General features: G+C 73.7%; 12 protein-coding genes. 7 read left to right on the plus strand and 5 right to left on the minus strand.

Translation table 11 applies throughout. From position 1 onward, the window contains the following. Positions 1-77 precede the first annotated feature (77 nt). Positions 78-1,169, minus strand: a complete 1,092-nt coding sequence (locus HBO46_RS15350) for a mannose-1-phosphate guanylyltransferase (RefSeq protein WP_166133242.1) — start codon at positions 1,167-1,169, stop codon at positions 78-80. Positions 1,170-1,219: 50 nt separating this feature from the next. On the opposite strand from HBO46_RS15350, the gene HBO46_RS15355 reads away from it, so the two are divergent. After that, positions 1,220-1,960, plus strand: coding sequence for a TIGR03089 family protein (locus HBO46_RS15355; RefSeq protein WP_166133244.1), 741 nt, complete (start codon positions 1,220-1,222; stop codon positions 1,958-1,960). Between the two features lie 15 nt (positions 1,961-1,975). On the opposite strand, the gene HBO46_RS15360 is transcribed toward HBO46_RS15355, so the two are convergent. Both HBO46_RS15360 and HBO46_RS15365 read right to left on the minus strand, forming a co-directional pair. Then, positions 1,976-4,753 carry an FG-GAP-like repeat-containing protein gene (locus tag HBO46_RS15360; RefSeq protein ID WP_166133246.1) on the minus strand — a complete coding sequence of 926 codons (2,778 nt, stop codon included), beginning with the start codon at positions 4,751-4,753 and terminating at the stop codon, positions 1,976-1,978. Positions 4,754-5,017: 264 nt separating this feature from the next. Continuing rightward, positions 5,018-7,042 carry a glycosyltransferase gene (locus HBO46_RS15365; protein ID WP_224769127.1) on the minus strand — a complete coding sequence of 675 codons (2,025 nt, stop codon included), beginning with the start codon at positions 7,040-7,042 and terminating at the stop codon, positions 5,018-5,020. Positions 7,043-7,180: 138 nt separating this feature from the next. On the opposite strand from HBO46_RS15365, the gene HBO46_RS15370 reads away from it, so the two are divergent. Next, the gene (locus HBO46_RS15370; RefSeq protein ID WP_166133248.1) at positions 7,181-8,596 is read left to right on the plus strand and encodes a hypothetical protein; all 1,416 of its coding nucleotides are present in this window, start codon (positions 7,181-7,183) and stop codon (positions 8,594-8,596) included. A gap of 10 nt (positions 8,597-8,606) precedes the next feature. Here HBO46_RS15370 and HBO46_RS15375 read toward each other — a convergent pair whose 3' ends face one another. After that, positions 8,607-9,662, minus strand: a complete 1,056-nt coding sequence (locus HBO46_RS15375; protein ID WP_224769129.1) for an iron-containing alcohol dehydrogenase family protein — start codon at positions 9,660-9,662, stop codon at positions 8,607-8,609. Continuing rightward, positions 9,650-10,384, minus strand: coding sequence for a phosphocholine cytidylyltransferase family protein (locus tag HBO46_RS15380; RefSeq protein ID WP_166133250.1), 735 nt, complete (start codon positions 10,382-10,384; stop codon positions 9,650-9,652). The genes HBO46_RS15375 and HBO46_RS15380 overlap by 13 nt, the downstream gene beginning before the upstream one ends. Before the next feature lie 138 nt (positions 10,385-10,522). Here HBO46_RS15380 and HBO46_RS15385 point away from each other — a divergent pair, with 138 nt between their 5' ends. The 5 genes from HBO46_RS15385 to HBO46_RS15405 all read left to right on the plus strand — a co-directional run bounded on the left by HBO46_RS15385 (position 10,523) and on the right by HBO46_RS15405 (position 16,076). Next, positions 10,523-10,798 (plus strand): DUF6752 domain-containing protein, encoded by a 276-nt coding sequence (locus HBO46_RS15385; RefSeq protein ID WP_224769131.1) that lies wholly within the window; start codon positions 10,523-10,525, stop codon positions 10,796-10,798. Positions 10,799-10,834: 36 nt separating this feature from the next. Beyond that, on the plus strand, positions 10,835-11,932 hold the full coding sequence (locus HBO46_RS15390; RefSeq protein WP_166133252.1) for a hypothetical protein: 1,098 nt from the start codon (positions 10,835-10,837) through the stop codon (positions 11,930-11,932). A gap of 66 nt (positions 11,933-11,998) precedes the next feature. Next, complete coding sequence (locus HBO46_RS15395; protein WP_166133254.1) at positions 11,999-13,216, plus strand: hypothetical protein; 1,218 nt, start codon at positions 11,999-12,001, stop codon at positions 13,214-13,216. Continuing rightward, positions 13,213-14,898 (plus strand): class I SAM-dependent methyltransferase, encoded by a 1,686-nt coding sequence (locus tag HBO46_RS15400; RefSeq protein ID WP_166133256.1) that lies wholly within the window; start codon positions 13,213-13,215, stop codon positions 14,896-14,898. Before HBO46_RS15395 ends, HBO46_RS15400 begins: the two co-directional genes overlap by 4 nt. Continuing rightward, entirely contained in the window at positions 14,895-16,076 is a 1,182-nt protein-coding gene (locus tag HBO46_RS15405) for a hypothetical protein (RefSeq protein ID WP_166133258.1), read from the plus strand. The genes HBO46_RS15400 and HBO46_RS15405 overlap by 4 nt, the downstream gene beginning before the upstream one ends. Positions 16,077-16,230 lie beyond the last annotated feature (154 nt).

Raw genomic sequence — 16,230 nt, forward strand, 5'->3', positions numbered from 1 at the left:
CCGCAGGACACGACGTACGACGCAACGAAGGGCCGGCTCCCCGCGGGGAGCCGGCCCTTCGGCGTCGGTGGGGCCGATCAGGTCAGGTCGCCGCGGCCGGCGTGCTGGAGCCCGCTCACGACCTGCTTCACCTGCTGCGCGCGGGCCCGCGTGGTCACCAGGACGGCGTCGGGGGTGTCCACCACGACGATGTCGTCGAGGCCGACCACCGCGACCATCCGCCCGCCGCGCGGGATCACCAGGCCGCTGCTCTCCACCACGTGGACCAGATCCTCGTCGCCCAGCACGGTCGTCCCGACGGCGCCGTGCTCGCGCGCCTGGTCGAGCAGCGTGGCGAGGGAGTCGAAGTCGCCGATGTCGTCCCAGCCGAAGGCGGCCGGGACCGTCGCGACCCGACCCGCCGCGGCAGCCGGCTCGGCGATCGCGTGGTCGAGGGCGATCTTCGGCAGCGTCGGCCAGATCTCCTCCAGCCGGGAGAGGTCCGCGGCGAGCTCGCGCAGGCGGGCGGCGAAGACCGGGTGCCACTCGGCGAGCAGGTCCAGCAGCACCCGCGGCCGGACCACGAACATGCCGGCGTTCCAGCGGTGGGCACCGTCCTCGAGGTAGCCGCGGGCGACCTCGACGGTCGGCTTCTCGACGAACTCGCGCACCGCGGCGGCGCCCGGGTGACCCTCCAGCGGCTCACCGACGTGGATGTAGCCGAACGCCGCGGAGGGGAAGGTGGGCTCGATGCCGAGCGTCACCAGCCAGCCGGCCCGCGCCACCTCGACGGCCGTACGGACGGCGTCGGCGAACACGGCGGGGTCGTCGATCACGTGGTCGGCGGCGAAGGAGCCCATCACCGCCTCGGGGTCGGTGCGCTCCAGGATCGCCGCGGCGAGGCCGATGGCGGCCATCGAGTCACGGGCCGAGGGCTCGGCCAGGATCGCCTCGGGGGCCAGGTCGTCGAGCTGCGCGGCGACCGCCTCGCGGTGCGCCGCACCGGTGACCACCAGGAACCGGTCCTCGGCGAGCGGGACCAGCCGGTCGTGGGTCTCCTGGAGCAGGGTGCGCCCGCTTCCGGTGAGGTCGCGCAGGAACTTGGGTGAGGACTGCCGCGAGAGCGGCCAGAGCCGGGTTCCGGCGCCGCCGGCCGGGATCACGGCCCAGAAGTGGTCGATGGCTGGCATGGACCGACCCTATCGAGCGCCGACCCCACCCCCGTCCCTAGTCTCGGGGCATGACGATGACGTTCTCGAGTGTCCTCGCCGGGCTGCTGCGCCGCGACGCCGGCCGCCCCCTGGTGACGTACTACGACCACGCCAGCGGGGAGCGGGTGGAGCTCTCCGTGACCACCTATGCCAACTGGGTCGCCAAGGCCGCCTCGCTCCTGGTCGACGAGCACGACCTCGAGCGCGGCGACCGGCTCTGCATCGACCTGCCGCCGCACTGGCTGGGCACGGTGTTCCTCGGCGCCGCGTGGAGCGCCGGCCTCACGGTGACCGACGGCGACGACGCGGACGCGGTCGTCACCGGCCCCGAGGGCCTGGAGCACTGGGCCCCGCGCGCGGCCTCGATGCCCGTGCTGGCCTGCTCCCTGCTCCCGCTGGGCGTGGGCTTCCGCGACCCGCTGCCGCCGCACGTCCACGACGTCGGGGTGGAGATCTGGTCCCAGCCCGACTCCTTCATCCCCGTGGACCCCGCGCAGCCGGGCGACGTCGCGACCGACTTCCCGATCGGCCGGGTCAGCCAGGCACAGCTGTGGAGCACGGCCGCCGCCGGTGGACTTCTCACCGACGGCGGCCGTCTTCTCTCGGTGGCGAACCCGGCTTCCCCACCGGGGATCGCCACCGTCACCGAGCCGTTCGCACGCAACGGCTCGTTGGTCCTGGTCGCCCACGCCGACCCGCAGCAGCTCGAGGCGACGTACGCCGCCGAGCGTGCCACGGCCCGCTTCCCGCGCATCGAGCACCAGGACTGACCGGGTCTGGCGGGCTCAGCCCGCCAGGTCGTAGACCCCCATCCCCTCGCCGAGGAGCCGGGGCTTCCCGGTGCCCGCCGGCAGGAGGTGGAGGCGTCCGTTGCGCTTCAGCCGGGCCACCGTGTCGCGGGCGCCCACGCCGTCGACCTGGCGCTCGGGCAGCACCCAGTCGTAGCCGGCGAGGGTGCCGACAGCGCGCCGGGCGAGGCTGGTCGGGGCCGGGACGGTGCGGCCGAAGCCGGCCAGTCCCTTGCCGAGGTAGACCTGCGTCGAGCCGTCGGCCGCACGGCCGAGGAGGTCGGGGAAGCCGTCGCGGTCGACGTCGCCGACCGCACGCAGCTCGCTGACCCCGGCGAAGGCGTTGGAGATCCGCTGCGGCTTGGCCAGCTTGCCGGTGCCGTCGCCGCGGCGCAGGAACAGCTTGCCGGTGCCTCCGGTGCGGGTGATCACGTCGACGTGGCCGTCCTTGTCCCAGTCCCCCACGACGAGCAGCACGTCGATGGCGCCCGCGGAGTAGCCGGTGTCGACCGGCCGCTCGAGCTCGACGGTGCCGGCGTGCTGCACCACCACGAGGTCGTCGCCGACCCGGCCGATCAGGTCGGGCTCGGCGCTGCCCAGCACGTTGCCGCCACTGGTGAGGCCGCGGACCCCGCGCACCTCGTCGACCAGCCCGAGGCGCGGCCCGAACGTGCCGTCACCGCGGCCGGGGTGCACGAAGCCGCGCCCGGAGCCCGCCGCACGCGCGAACAGGTCGCGGTGGCCGTCGCGGTTGTAGTCGCCGTAGCCGACGATGGTGTCGTAGCCCCCCCAGCCGCCTGCGATCGCGACCCGCTTGGCGAAGCCGCCGGCGGCGGTGCCGCGGTGCAGCCACAGCCGGCCGTCGGTGTCGCGGGCGATCAGGTCCGGGCGGCGGTCGCCGGTGACGTCACCGGCACCGACGAGGCGGTCGTAGGTGTCCCAGTTCCAGCCCTTGACGACGCGGGTGCCGAAGCCGCCGCGGCCGTTGCCACGCACGATCGTGAGCTTGCGCTTGCCCGGGACGCGGCCGACCAGGTCGTTGCGCCCGTCGGCGTCGAGGTCGCCCACCGCAGTGATCAGGTCGAGGTCGGCGAACAGCGGGCCCCAGCGGACCACCTTCGCGAAGCGACCCGATGCCAGGCCCGGGCGGACCCCGGCGCGGCCGTCGCGGGCGCGCACCAGCAGGTCGGGGCGACCGTCGCCGGTGAGGTCGGCAGAGGCGACGACGGCGCTGTAGCGGCCGAAGTTGCCGGTGACGGCGCGGGGCGGAAGGAACCGGGTGAGGCCGCCGGTCGGCACCACGAGGAGCCGGCCGTCAGCGGCCCGGCGCACGACCAGGTCGTCGGCGGCGGTGCCGGCGAGGTTGGCGTCCACGGTGGCCGGGGTGAGCGTCGGCGTCGGCGGGGGCGTCGGGGTGGGAGGCGGCGTGGGCGTCGGCGGAGGCGTCGGGGTCTTCTTCTTCTGCGCGGCGACGGCGGCGCTGCGGATGGCACCGAGCTTGGCGTAGAGGTAGCGCCCCGGGCAGGCGGTGGAGCCCGCGTCGCGGTGTCCGTTGATCGCGGGGAAGGTGCGGCCCGCGACCTGCTGGCGCTTCGAGCCCGCGTCGACACCGTGGATGCCGAGCTTCCAGGCGAAGAGCGCGCCGTAGGCCTGCACCACGGCGGCGCTGGGCTGGGCGGTCTCGAAGTTGCCGATCGCCGACATCGCGAAGGAGGACTCGTTGTAGCCGAGGGTGTGCGCGCCCACGACGGCCTTGTCGACGCCGCCGGCGCGGCCCTCCCAGATGCGGCCGAAGCGGTCGACGAGGAAGTTGTAGCCGACGTCGGACCAGCCGCGCGACTGGGTGTGGTAGGCGTAGATGCTCCGGATGATCCCGGGCACCTGCTCCTTCGTGTAGTTGTTGGCGTTGACCGTGTGGTGCACGAACCCGGCGGTCACCTTGCCGTAGCTCAGGGAGCCCTTGTCGCGCAGGCTCTCGTTGGCGCCCCACTGGGCGCGCGAGTAGATCGTCGGACGCGGGGCCGTGGTGGCGGCCTGCAGCTCCAGACCGTCGGTGCCCTCGGCGCCCTCCGTGCCCTCCGCCGCCGCGTCGTCCTCGACGGTCGGGTCGATGGCGGCGCGCTCGGTCTGGGTGCGGGTCGCCTCGCCCGGGTCGACGACCGCGAGGCGCAGGTCGGCCGGCAGCTCGCCCGTGGCGGCCACCGCCTGCACCTGCACCTGGTCCACCTCGCCGACCAGCAGCTCGTCGGTGCCGGGGCGCACGCGGGACGCCTCCAGGCTGCCGGCGTCCGGGCCGTGCTCGTCGTGGTACTCCAGCGGCGTCCACTCCGACCAGCGCCCACCGGTGCGGGTGCGCGCGGAGAGCTCGATGTCGGACTCCCCCAGCGCGGCCTCGGCCGACCAGGTCACGCCCACCGCGCCGTACCCCTCGACGTCCTGGGGCGTGCTGGTGAGGACCGCGGCACCCTCGGGCGTGCGTGCCTGCTCGGCCTCGAGCTGCGGGACCGCGACGCGGCCGTGGGCGGCGACGCTCGGAGCGGTCAGCGCGAACTCCTCGACCGTCGCCTCGACCGGCTCTGCCGGGACCAGCGAGGCCTCGGTGGAGACACGGGCGTACGCCGGCCCGACTCCCCCTGCCGCGGGCACGCCGGCGGGGTCACGGTGCACCACGTCGAGGGAGACGACGCTGGCGGCAGGGGTCAGTACGGCGACCACGACACCGAGCGCCAGCAGTTGCTGGCAGGCGGTGACGAAACGGCTTTTGTTCGAAGGCATGCAGGAGGCTCCAGTGCGCGGGGAAGTTCACACGTTGCGCAACTTTCACACGAGCCACATGGGTAACGGAAGGGCTCGTGAGTAACTACAACGTTGTAATTTCCACTCGCCACGCCGACGACCACGAACTTTATGAGATTCGGCGTGAGATGCATCTCCGACACGCCAGGCGCGAGACTCGGCGGCTCCTGCGCCGACTCGGCGCAGACGCCAGACGCCCCGGCCGGAGCCGGGGCGTCTGGGTGGGACTGTGCGCGTGGAGGCTCAGTCGCGGTAGGTGTCCTCGAGGCCCTCGAAGGTCTGTTTCCAGGTCTCCGGGGAGGTCAGCTCGGGCAGTGCCTCGCGGTAGCGCTCCGCGAGGGCGGGCCACTCCTGGCGCAGCCGGGCGTGCAGCTTGGCCGACCGCACCATCTGGCTGCGGAACTCGGCCGGCTGACGGCGGTACCAGGCGGCGGTCATGCCGTCGGCCGACGACACGATCGCGGAGTCGAGCTGGGCCAGGCGCCACCAGCGCTGGTCCACGTGCGGGATGATCGTCTCCGGGTGCTCGTGGGCGAGCTCGCGCACCGGACGGACCTGGCGCAGCAGGCCCACCGCAGCGGTCTTCACCTTGCCGACGGTCGTGGTCGGCGAGACGACCGCGCGGCCGCGCCGCGGGGGCTTCTTGCGGCGCGGGGCAGGGAAATCGTCCAGGCCCGGCTTGGCGACACCGTCGCCGTAGCGGGCGCGGATCTCGCGGATCTCCTTGACCCGGTAGGTCATGTCGCGGTGCATCCGCTCCGGGCCCGCGAGCACGTCCTCGAGCGCGAGCAGGATGGTCTCACCGGTGCCGTACTGCATCGAGACCATGCGCTTGGCGTGGTTCTCGAAGCTCTCCATGACCAGGCGGCCGCCGCGGTCGTACGGCGAGTGCAGCAGGCCGGAGACGAGGCGGTTGCGCTCGTGGAAGTAGGCCTGCCAGTCGAGGGTGTCGTCCTTCTCGGTCCACGGCACGTGCCAGACCGCGACACCGGGCATGGTGACGGTCGGGAACCCGGCGGCGCGGGCGCGGACGCCGAACTCGGCGTCGTCCCACTTGATGAACATCGGCATCGACAGGCCGATCTCCTTGATCACCGAGGTCGGGATCAGGCACATCCACCAGCCGTTGAAGTCCACGTCGACGCGGCGGTGCAGCCACGAGGTGGAGCGCAGCGAGCGCTGGGCGAAGTTGTGGCCGTGCACCGTCGACGGCGCCGGGCCCCAGAACCACTTCCAGGCCGCGAGGGTCTCGCCGTAGGCGTGCATCACCGAGCGGTCGTAGAGGCTGAACATCTGGCCGCCGACGATCGTCGGGGTCTTGTTCAGGTCGGCGAAGGCCACGGCGCGCAGGATGCCCTCGAGCTCGCAGACGACGTCGTCGTCGAGCAGCAGGACGTAGTCGGAGGTACCGCGCTCGACGCCCTCGTTCATCGCCCGCGAGAAGCCGCCGGAGCCGCCGAGGTTGGCCTGCTTGATGACGCGCAGCTTGGAGCCCAGCGCCTTCGCGGCGCGCGCGAAGTCGGCGTTGTCCTCGACCTGCTGGGTGCCCTGGTCGACGACGATGACCTCGTCGAGGATCTCCAGGACCGCCGGGTCCGTGGAGAGGTTGAGCAGCTGGTCGACGCAGAACTGCGGACGGTTGAACGTCGTGATGCCGATGGTGAGGCGGCCCGGCGTGGTCCGCTCGGTCTCGAAGCCCCAGTCGGCGCTCTCGAGCACCAGCTCCTCGTCGCCGGCCTCGAGGTCGAACCAGTACCAGCCACCGTCGATGAACGGCTTGAGCTCGAGGTCCACGACCTTGGTCTCCGTCACGTCGGCGTCGACGTTGATGGAGCGGGCGCGCAGCACGTGGCCCTTGGAGGTCGAGCGGTAGACCACGATCGAGCCGCGTCCACGCACGCGCATCGTGAGGCGCACCGACTCGAACTCGGTCCACCGGCGCCAGTAGCTGGCGGGGAACGCGTTGAAGTACGTGCCGAAGGTGAGCCGCTTGGCGGGCTCGGCGACGGCGTGGCCCACCGCGTTGACCCGACCGAAGCCGGTCATGCCGCGGTCGGCCTCGTAGGAGCCGGCGCTGTCGTCCTCGTCGCCCTCGTGGTCCGTGCCCGACTGGCGGGTCTCGGAATCACCACCGCCGAAACCGGACACTCCGCCGAGGTAGAGGGCCTGGACGTCGAGCTCCTGGTCCGGACGCATGAGCACGCGCTGGACGATGCGGAAGCCGTCCTGCCCGGTGCGCTCCTCGTGGTCTGCGGGGGCGTTGGTCACGCTGTGTTCCTTTGCCTTGCACGGGTCTGGATGGACCGGGCCACGGTAGCAGCGGCCACGGCCGCCCCGGCATCCCACGCGGCACCACCCGCCCGAGACGCTCTCCCGCCCCCGCGCACTGCTGCTAGCCTGCCGCCCATGCAGTGGGGTCTGGGTTGGCGTCGATCGAGCCCCTCACGGCCCCGCATCTACCTCCACATCGGCACGATGAAGACCGGGACGACCTTCCTCCAGGGCATCCTGGAGGAGAACCGGGACCGGCTCGCCGCGGACGGCTGGCTCTTCCCCGGCGAGCGCTGGAGCGACCAGGACCGTGCCGTGTCCTCGATCCTGGAGGCGCACCGCACCCGCAGGCCCGAGGCTCCCCCGGTCGAGGTCGACACCTCCCCCTGGTACGCCATGGCCGAGGAGATGAGGGCGCACCGCGGCCGCGGGTCGATCCTGTCGATGGAGTTCCTCAGCTATGCCGACCAGGCGCAGGCCGGCGCGATCATCGACTCCCTCGGGGACGCCGACGTCCACATCGTGCTCGCGGTCCGCGACGCCCGCTCGGCCATCCCGACGCAGTGGCAGACCAGCGCCCGGGCCGGCAGCGCCGTGCCGTGGCGCAACTTCGTCCTCGCCGTCGAGAACGCCCTGGACCCCGATGCCACCGCCGAGACACCTGCGCAGCGGCTGTTCCAGCGCACCCAGGGCGTCCCGCGGATGCTGGAGGTCTGGGGCGAGCTGGTCGGGCCGCGCAACCTGCACGTGATCACGATGCCGCCGCCGGGATCGGACCGCCTGCTGCTGTGGAAGCGGTTCGCCAAGGTGGTCGGGATCCGCCTGCGGCGCCCCGACCTCCCCCCACACTCGGTCAACCCCTCGCTGGGGCACGCCTCCGCGGAGCTGCTGCGGCTGATCAACATCGAGCTCGGACCGCTGGACCGCGCGACGTACGACGGGGTCGTGAAGTCGCAGCTGGGGCGCCGCACCCTCGGCCCGCGGGCCGCGGTCGAGCGCAAGATCACCCTCAACCGGCGCGGGCTGGCACTGGCCGCGCGCTGGAACCAGCGGGTGCTGGAGGCGATCGGCGAGAGCGGAGCCGAGGTCGTCGGGCGCGCCAGCGACCTGTCCGTCGACCCGCCGCCGGAGGACGCCCCGGTCGCGCTCGCCCACCCCGAGCGTGCCGAGATGCTGGACGCCGCGGCGACCGCCCGCGACGGGCTGCTGGACCTGCGGCACCGTTGGAGCGCGGAGGTCGCCGCCCCGCTCGGCGCCGTCATCGAGGAGGACGACCTCTTCTGCGGCGCCCCGGTCACCAGTCCCGCGCGGTGGGCCGGCGAGGAGCGACCCGTGCTGGCGGCCGTCGCCGAGCTCGCCGAGCTGATCCGCGAGTGCATCACGCTGCGCGAGCAGGTGATGCTCCGGCGCCAGGCCGAGGCCGAGCTGGCCGGGGCGGCGCTCCCCGGGGCCGCACTCGACGCCGACACCGGCCCGGCCGCCGTGGCGGAGCCCGCGCGGGACACCACGCGGGACACCACACGGGACACCACGGCCGGCGAGCCGGCCTGAGCCGGACGGGTCAGGCGAGGCGCGCGGCGTACGCCTCGACGGCGGCGCGCAGCGGCGCGGGCTCGAGCGCGAGGTGCTCGAGGATCGTGTAGCGGTCGGGGCGGGTGCGCGGGGCGTGCTCGACGGCGCGGGCGAACTGCTCGGCGCTCAGCCCCACCTCGGCGGGCGTGCGGGGCAGTCCGTGGCGGGTCAGGGTGGTCGCGAGGCGCTCGAGGAGCACCTCGTCGCCGCGCAGGTAGGTCGCGAACAGCGCGCCGATCCCGGCGAGCTCGCCGTGGTCGGCGGTGCCGGGGAAGAGCTCGTCGACGGCGTGGAGGATCTCGTGGCACGCCCCGCTGCACGGACGCGAGGTGCCGGCGACCGACATCGCCATGCCGGAGAGCACCAGCGCCTCGGCGAGCACGCCGAGGAACTCGTCGCTCTCGATGCCGTCGGGGTGGTGCAGCAGCGCCTCGGCGGCCGAGCGGGCGAAGGCGACGGCGAGGCCGTCGATGTGCTCGCCGCGCTCGGCGGCGGCCAGCTCCCAGTCCGCGATCGCGGAGAGGTTGCTCAGCGCGTCGCCGATCCCGGCGCGGACCAGCCGCGGCGGCGCGGCGCGCACGTAGTCGAGGTCGACCACCACGCCCAGCGGCATTGCGACGCCGTAGGAGCCCTTGCCGTGGGGGTGCTCCAAGGAGGCCACCGGCGAGCAGATCCCGTCGTGGGCCAGATTGGTCGCGACCGCGACCATCGGCACCGCGGCGCGGGTCGCGGCGTACTTGGCCACGTCGAGGGTGCGCCCCCCGCCGATGCCGACCACGGCGTCGTAGCCGTGGGCGCCGAGCGCCTCCTGCAGCAGCCCGGCCGAGGCCAGGCTGGCGTCGGGGACGGTGAACACCGTGGCGTTCGGCAGCCCTTCGGCGATCCGGGCCCAGATCGCCTCGCCCTGAGAGGCGCCCACGGCCACCAGCACCCGGCCACCGTTGGAGATCCGGCGCTCCTCCAGCAGCGTCGCGAGGTTGTCGACCGCGCCGCGGCGCACCTCCACGAACAGCGGGCTGGCGAGCATCCGGGCTAGTAGCGGCACGCGATCTCCCGCGCCCGGGCCAGATCGGCGGCGTTGTCGACCTCGACCCACTCGGTGCCGGCCGGGATCGCGACGGTGGCGACCTTGTCGCCGCGGTCGACCATCTCCTGGTAGCCGTCCTCGTAGTAGAGGTCCGGGTCGCGCTCGAAGGTCGCCTGCAGGGCGTCGGCGAGCCGCGGCACCGCGGAGCCCTCGATCAGGCTGGCGCCGATGTACTCGCCGTACGCCGTGGCGGGGTCCATCAGCTTGGTGATCCGGGTGACGTTGCCGGAGGCGTCCACGCGGACCTTCATCTCCTCCTCGGCGAGGACCTTCTCGGTGTCCAGGGCGAGCAGGACCTCGGGGCCGCGCGCCTCGAGCATCGCCTCCTCGACCGACACCGGGTGCACCGTGTCGCCGTTGACCATCAGCACGCCGTCGCTCATGTGCTCGCGCGCGACCCACATGGAGTAGGCGTTGTTCCAGATCTCGGCCTTGTCGTTGTGCACCAGCGTCAGGCGCACGCCGTACTTCTTCTCCAGCGCCGCGCGCCGGGCCTCGACGGCCTCGGCGAAGTAGCCGACGACGACGACCACGTCACGCAGGTCGACCGCGGCGAGGTTGCGCAGCGAGATGTCGAGGATCGTGGTGTCCCCGTCGACCGGGACGAGCGCCTTCGGCAGCGCGTCCGTGTGCGGTCGCAGGCGACGGCCCCAACCGGCCGCCAGCACCATTCCGATCATGGGGTTCCCTTCGTGCTCGGTCGCACCCGGGCGGGTGGACCGGGCAAGGCTAGCGCCGGGCCCGACCTCGCGGCGGCCCGGGACGTCCTACCCCCGTGTAACCTGACGCCCCCAGGCACGATGGAAGGCGAGACCTCGATGAACCCTCCGCACGACCAGTCGACGGACCAGACGACCCACGCGGGCCGATCGGGTTCGCTGGCCCGGGTCCGCGAGGCACTCACCCGCGGCCGCGCGATCGCCGAGCTGCACGCCCGCATCGACGCGCTCGAGGCAGAGATCCAGGAGACCCGCAGGCTGCACCGCCGGGTCGCGGAGCTCACCGATATCGTCGAGGAGCTGCTGGTGCCCGTCGCCCAGCGCGACGAGGCGAAGCTGCGCGAGACGCTGGAGAAGTACTCCACGTCCTGGTGACGTCCTCTGCTCGACCACGATCTACAGGAGACGTGCATGGCCCGCCGGGTCTTCTTCCACATCGGCGTCCCCAAGTCGGGGACGACGTTCTTGCAGACGACGATGTGGAACAACCGCGACCAGCTGCGCGCCCAGGGCTTCCTCTACCCCGGGCGACGGCGCATGGACCACTACCACGCCTCGCAGATCGTCCGCGGGGCCTCGCCGTCCGCGCTGGGCGAGCACGGCACCAGCTGGGAGCGGATCGTCCGCGAGCTCGCCGACTGGTCCGGCGACGGCGTCATCAGCCACGAGTTCTTCTCCATGGCCACCGCCCGCCAGGCGCGGGCGGCCGTCGAGGCCCTCGCCCCCGCCGAGGTGCACGTCGTACTGACCGCCCGCGACTACGTGCGCCAGTTCCCTGCCGTGTGGCAGGAGGCGCTCAAGATGGACTCCACCGACTCCCTCGACGAGTTCATGCGCCGCGCGTTCGCCCACGACCTGCCCGGCGCCTGGAGCTGGAACAGCCAGGACGTCCCGGCGATCCTGCACGTCTGGGCCAGCGCCGTCCCGGTCGAGCGGGTCCACGTGGTGACCGTGCCCCCGCCGGGAGCCCCGCGCGGCCTGCTCTGGCAGCGCTGGTGCGAGGTCACCGGCATCGACGACCGCGGCTTCGACCTCGACCAGGTCTTCGACAACCAGTCCCTGGGCGCCACCCAGGCCGCCCTCCTGCACCGGCTCAAGCCGCACCTCACCGGTCCGCTCCAGGAGCGCCCGGTGCAGCACCGGTGGGTGCGCCAGTACTTCGGCCACGAGGTCCTCGGCCCCCAGCGCGGGGAGCGCTTCGGCCTGCGCGACGAGGACGCCCTGCGCCTGCGTCGCCGCTCGAGGCGGATGGTCCGGGCCATCCGGGAGGCCGGGTACCCGGTCGTCGGCGAGCTCGCCGACCTGATCCCGCCCGCGGAGCAGCCGAAGCGCCCGCACCCCGATGACGTCACCGACGCCGAGATGCTGGACGCCGCGGTGGTCGCCATCGAGCAGATGATCCGCGACGTCCGCGAGCTCAGCACGGAGCGCGACGCCCTGGCCCGCCGGGCGCCGGCCGCCATGGCCCGTCGGACGCTGCGCAGGGTCCGTCGGCGGCTGACCCGCTAGAACCACCGGCCGCCGGGACGGCCCCGCGTGTCCGTCAGGGCGGTCGCCGGCCGTTACGGTATGCCGGTGAGTGACCGGATCTACCTCCACATCGGCGTGCCGAAGAGCGGCACCTCCTACGTCCAGCGACGGCTGCTGGCCAACAAGGAGCAGCTCGCGCAGGAGGCCGGCCTGCTGTTCCCCGGGCAGACCTGGGGCGACCAGGTGCTGGCCGTCCGCGACCTGCGCAGGATCAGGGGCGGCCGGAACCGACGCGGCGCCTGGAGGCGGTTGCGTCAGGAGATGGCGGCGTGGTCCGGCACCTCGGTGGTCTCGATGGAGTGGCTGTGCGCCGCCGACCAGGCGACCATCGAGCGGATCGTCACGGACCTGGCCCCCGCCCAGGTCGAGGTCGTCGTCACGGCGCGCGACCTCGGGCGCACCGTCGCCGCCGCCTGGCAGGAGTACCTGCAGAACCGCCGCGAGTGGACCTGGGAGGACTTCCTCACCCAGCTCGGCTCCCCGAGCTCTCGCGAGACCCCCGCCGGCAGCCACTTCTGGGCCCAGCAGGACCTCACCGACATCGTCGAGCGCTGGGCGGGTGTCGTGGGCCCCGAGCACACGCACGTGGTCACCCTCCCCCACCCCGGCGCCGGCCCCGACGTGCTGTGGGAGCGGATGGCCCAGGTGCTCGGCTTCGACCCCGCCCACTTCTCCGCCGAGGGCGTCCGCGACGCCAACGAGTCCCTCGGGCTTCAGTCCGCCGAGATCATGCGCCGGGTCAACCCGCTCACCCGCCGCGACGGGCTCGGCTACACCGCGTACCGCTCCGGCTTCAAGCAGGCCCTCGGCAAGGACGTCCTGGCCCACCGACGCAGCCAGGAGTCGCGGGTCGCCGTACCGCCGGAGCAGCAGGGGTGGATCCGCGACGCCGCCGAGCGGCACCGCGCCTCCCTCGCCGCCGCCGGCGTGCACGTGGTCGGTGACCTGGCCGACCTCGAGCCGGTCTTCGCCCCCGGACGTCAGCCCTCCGAGGTCCCCGCCGAGGAGCTCCTCGACACCGCCACCGAGGCGCTCAACGAGGTCTCCCAGCGATGGCTGGCGGCCCGCACCGAGCTGCACCGCGTCCAGGCGCGCGAGGAGCGGCTGAGCGCTGCGCTCGCCTCCGCACGGGCGCGGGTCGCCGAGATCGAGGCGCACCCCGTCCGCTTCGCCGTACGCCGCCGCGCCGACGACCTGCGCGGGCTGCCCGCACGCCTGCCGGCGGGCCTCCGCGCCCGGCTGCGCCGGACGGTGGGCCGATGAGCGCCGACGCCCAGGCCTTCGAGGCCTTCGAGGACACCGACGCCATGAGCGTCGGCGAGCAGCGGCTGCGGCTGCCCGCGGGCCTCGACCCCGCCACGACGTACGACGTGCTCGTCAACGGCGACCACGTCTGGTCCCTGACCCCGGCCCACGACATCCGCGGCGCACGCGGCGCCCGCGAGGTGGCCTGGCCGAAGGCGATCCAGCGCCGGCTGCTCGGACGGGCGGAGGTCGTGCTGCGCGAGCACCTCAGCGGCACCGAGCGCGGCCGCGCGCGTCACGTCTTCGGCGGACGCGACGACCTCGAGGTCCGCATCGTCGACGCGGACGGGCACGCGCTGATCCTCGACAAGTGGGGCCAGCTGATCCGCCCGCTGTCGAGCGAGTCCGGCTCGGTGATCGACGAGCTCATGGACCACACCGCACGGCTGCTGGAGGACCTGCAGGAGAAGGCCGGGGTGCCGGCGTTCATCTGCTACGGCACCCTGCTCGGCGCGGTGCGGAACGGCCGCCTGATCGGGCACGACAACGACATCGACGTCGCCTACCTCAGCGAGCACCCCACACCGGTGGACGTGGCCCGCGAGGGCTACCGCGTCGAGCGGGCCCTGCGCGACGCCGGTTGGCTGGTGCGCCGCGGCTCCGGCGTGCGCCTCAATGTGCGGCTGCGGCTCAGCGACGGCTCCTCGCGCTTCATCGACGTCTTCACCGCGCACTGGGTGGAGGGCAGCCTCTACATCCCCTCCGACACCGGGTTCCCGATGCCGCGCGAGGCCATCCTCCCGCTCGCCGGCGTCGAGCTGATGGGCCGCAAGCTGCCGGCGCCGGCCGACCCCGAGCGGCTGCTCGCCGCGACGTACGGCGAGGGCTGGCGGGTGCCGGACCCCTCGTTCCGCTACGAGACGCCGCGTGGCCTGTCCCGGCGCCTGGGCGGCTGGTTCGGCGGGCTGGTCAGCCACCGCAAGCACTGGGACTCCTTCGACTCCCAGCAGCGCCACACCGTGCCGAAGCGCCCCTCGCCGTTCGCCCGCTGGGTCGCCAACCACCACGGCAGCACCCGGCCGATCGTCGACGTCGGCGCCGGCACCGGGCGTGACGCGATCTTCTTCGCCGCCGAGCGCGGGCGGCAGGTGTTCGCCCTCGACTACGTCGTCAGCGCGGTGCGCAGCGGCCAGCGGATCGCGGAGAACCGCTCGCTGCCGATCCGCTGGAACCTGGTCAACCTCTACGACACCCGCGAGGTGCTCGCCTACGGCGCCCGCCTCAGCCGGCTGCCCGAGCCGGCGGACGTCTACGCACGCTTCCTGCCCCACGACCTGGAGCCGCACGGCCGCGAGAACCTGTGGCGCCTGGCCTCGATGTCGCTGCGCCGCGGCGGGCAGCTGTTCGTGGAGTTCCGCACCCCCGAGGACCGGGACCGCCCGCACGTCTACGGCCAGCACCCCCGCAACTACCTCGAGCCCGCCGACGTCGTCGCCGAGATCGAGGCCGCGGGTGGCACCGTCGTCCACCTGGTCTCCGGACGCCCCGGGATGGCGAAGCTGCGCGAGGAGGACCCCGCCGTGTGCCGCATCGTCGCGCGCTGGAGCGACGCTGCCGAGGAGACCCAGGACGCACCCGTGTCCGCCGACGCGGACCAGGCCACGGGGACCGGGGCGCCCGCCGCTACGGTGACGCCGTGAGTCAGAGCAGTGCGGCCGTGCCGCAGGGTGGTCCCGTCTTCCTCCACGTCGGCAGCCCGAAGACCGGCACCACGTTCCTCCAGAACGTGCTGTGGGCCCAGCGCGACCTCGCCGCGGAGCAGGGGCTGCTGCTGCCGGGGCGCCGCTTCCACGACCACTACCTCGCCACGCTCGACGTCCGCGACCTGGCCTCGACGCCGACCGCGCCCGCCGAGGCCGAGGGCCGCTGGGCCGAGCTGGTGGCCGAGTCCGAGGGCTGGGCCGGCGCCACGCTCATCTCCCACGAGCTCTTCGCCTCCGCCACCGCCGAGCAGGCCCGGCGCGCCGTGGCCGCCTTCGGCGACCGCGAGGTCCACATCGTGCTCACCGCGCGCGACCTCGTGCGCCAGGTGCCGGCCGAGTGGCAGGAGCACATCAAGCACCGCTCCACGGTGAGCATGGAGCACTTCCTCGACGACCTGCGCGCCGACCGCGCGCACCGCACCTGGTTCTGGCGGGTCCAGGACTTCGCCGACGTGCTGCGCCGCTGGGGCGCCGAGGTCCCGGCCGAGCGGGTGCACGTCGTCACCGTCCCGCCGCCGGGCGCCGACGCAGGCACCCTGTGGACCCGCTTCGCCACGCTGCTGGGCCTGGACCCCGACTCCTTCGACACCACCGCGTCGCGGTCGAACTCCTCCCTCGGTCTCGAGCAGGCCGAGCTGCTGCGGCGCGTCAACGCCGAGCTCGGCGACCGGGTGCCGCTGCCCGGCCCCTACCCGCAGCTGGCCAAGAACGTGCTGGCCCACCGCCTGCTCGCCGGGCGTCCCGGCACCCGCCTGGTGCTCGACGAGGCGGCCGACACCTTCGCCCGCGAGCGCTCGGCCGAGATCGTCGCCGACCTGCGCGCCCTGGGGTACGACGTGGTCGGCGACCTCGACGAGCTCGTGCCGGCCCCCGCCGACGCGCCCGCCGCGATCCCGACGCCCAGCGAGGCCGACATCGCCGACGAGGGGGTCGCCGCGATCGCCGGGCTCCTCGACGAGATGGCGCGTCGCCTCGTGGTCCAGCGTCGCGCCGAGGAGGTCGCGCGCACGATCCGCGAGAAGCCCGCGCGCTACCTGCTCGTGCAGGCCGCCCGGCGCAACCGGGCCCTGGGCGCCGCCCACCGTGCCTACCGGCGGGTGCTGCGGCGCGACTGAGGCCCACCGCGGGGGTGCCGCGGGGCGCGCGTCGTACGGCCGCCGGGTGCGTGGGCCGTCACGTCGCGAGGACGTCTAAGCGGCCCCTCGGACTGGTCTCGGCTGTTAGCCTCGAACGAGGTGCCACAGGCTCCTCAGCCCGGCCCCACGCGCC

This window comes from Nocardioides ochotonae (assembly GCF_011420305.2).
In the GTDB taxonomy this organism is placed as follows: Bacteria; Actinomycetota; Actinomycetes; order Propionibacteriales; family Nocardioidaceae; genus Nocardioides; species Nocardioides ochotonae.

Coding starts and splice junctions, on each gene's coding strand:
- HBO46_RS15400 (WP_166133256.1), top strand. CDS start 13,213: ATGAGCGCCGACGCCCAGGCCTTCGAGGCCTTCGAGGACACCGACGCC.
- HBO46_RS15385 (WP_224769131.1), top strand. CDS start 10,523: ATGAACCCTCCGCACGACCAGTCGACGGACCAGACGACCCACGCGGGC.
- HBO46_RS15390 (WP_166133252.1), top strand. CDS start 10,835: ATGGCCCGCCGGGTCTTCTTCCACATCGGCGTCCCCAAGTCGGGGACG.
- HBO46_RS15360 (WP_166133246.1), bottom strand. CDS start 4,753: ATGCCTTCGAACAAAAGCCGTTTCGTCACCGCCTGCCAGCAACTGCTG.
- HBO46_RS15350 (WP_166133242.1), bottom strand. CDS start 1,169: ATGCCAGCCATCGACCACTTCTGGGCCGTGATCCCGGCCGGCGGCGCC.
- HBO46_RS15370 (WP_166133248.1), top strand. CDS start 7,181: ATGCAGTGGGGTCTGGGTTGGCGTCGATCGAGCCCCTCACGGCCCCGC.
- HBO46_RS15380 (WP_166133250.1), bottom strand. CDS start 10,384: ATGATCGGAATGGTGCTGGCGGCCGGTTGGGGCCGTCGCCTGCGACCG.
- HBO46_RS15355 (WP_166133244.1), top strand. CDS start 1,220: ATGACGATGACGTTCTCGAGTGTCCTCGCCGGGCTGCTGCGCCGCGAC.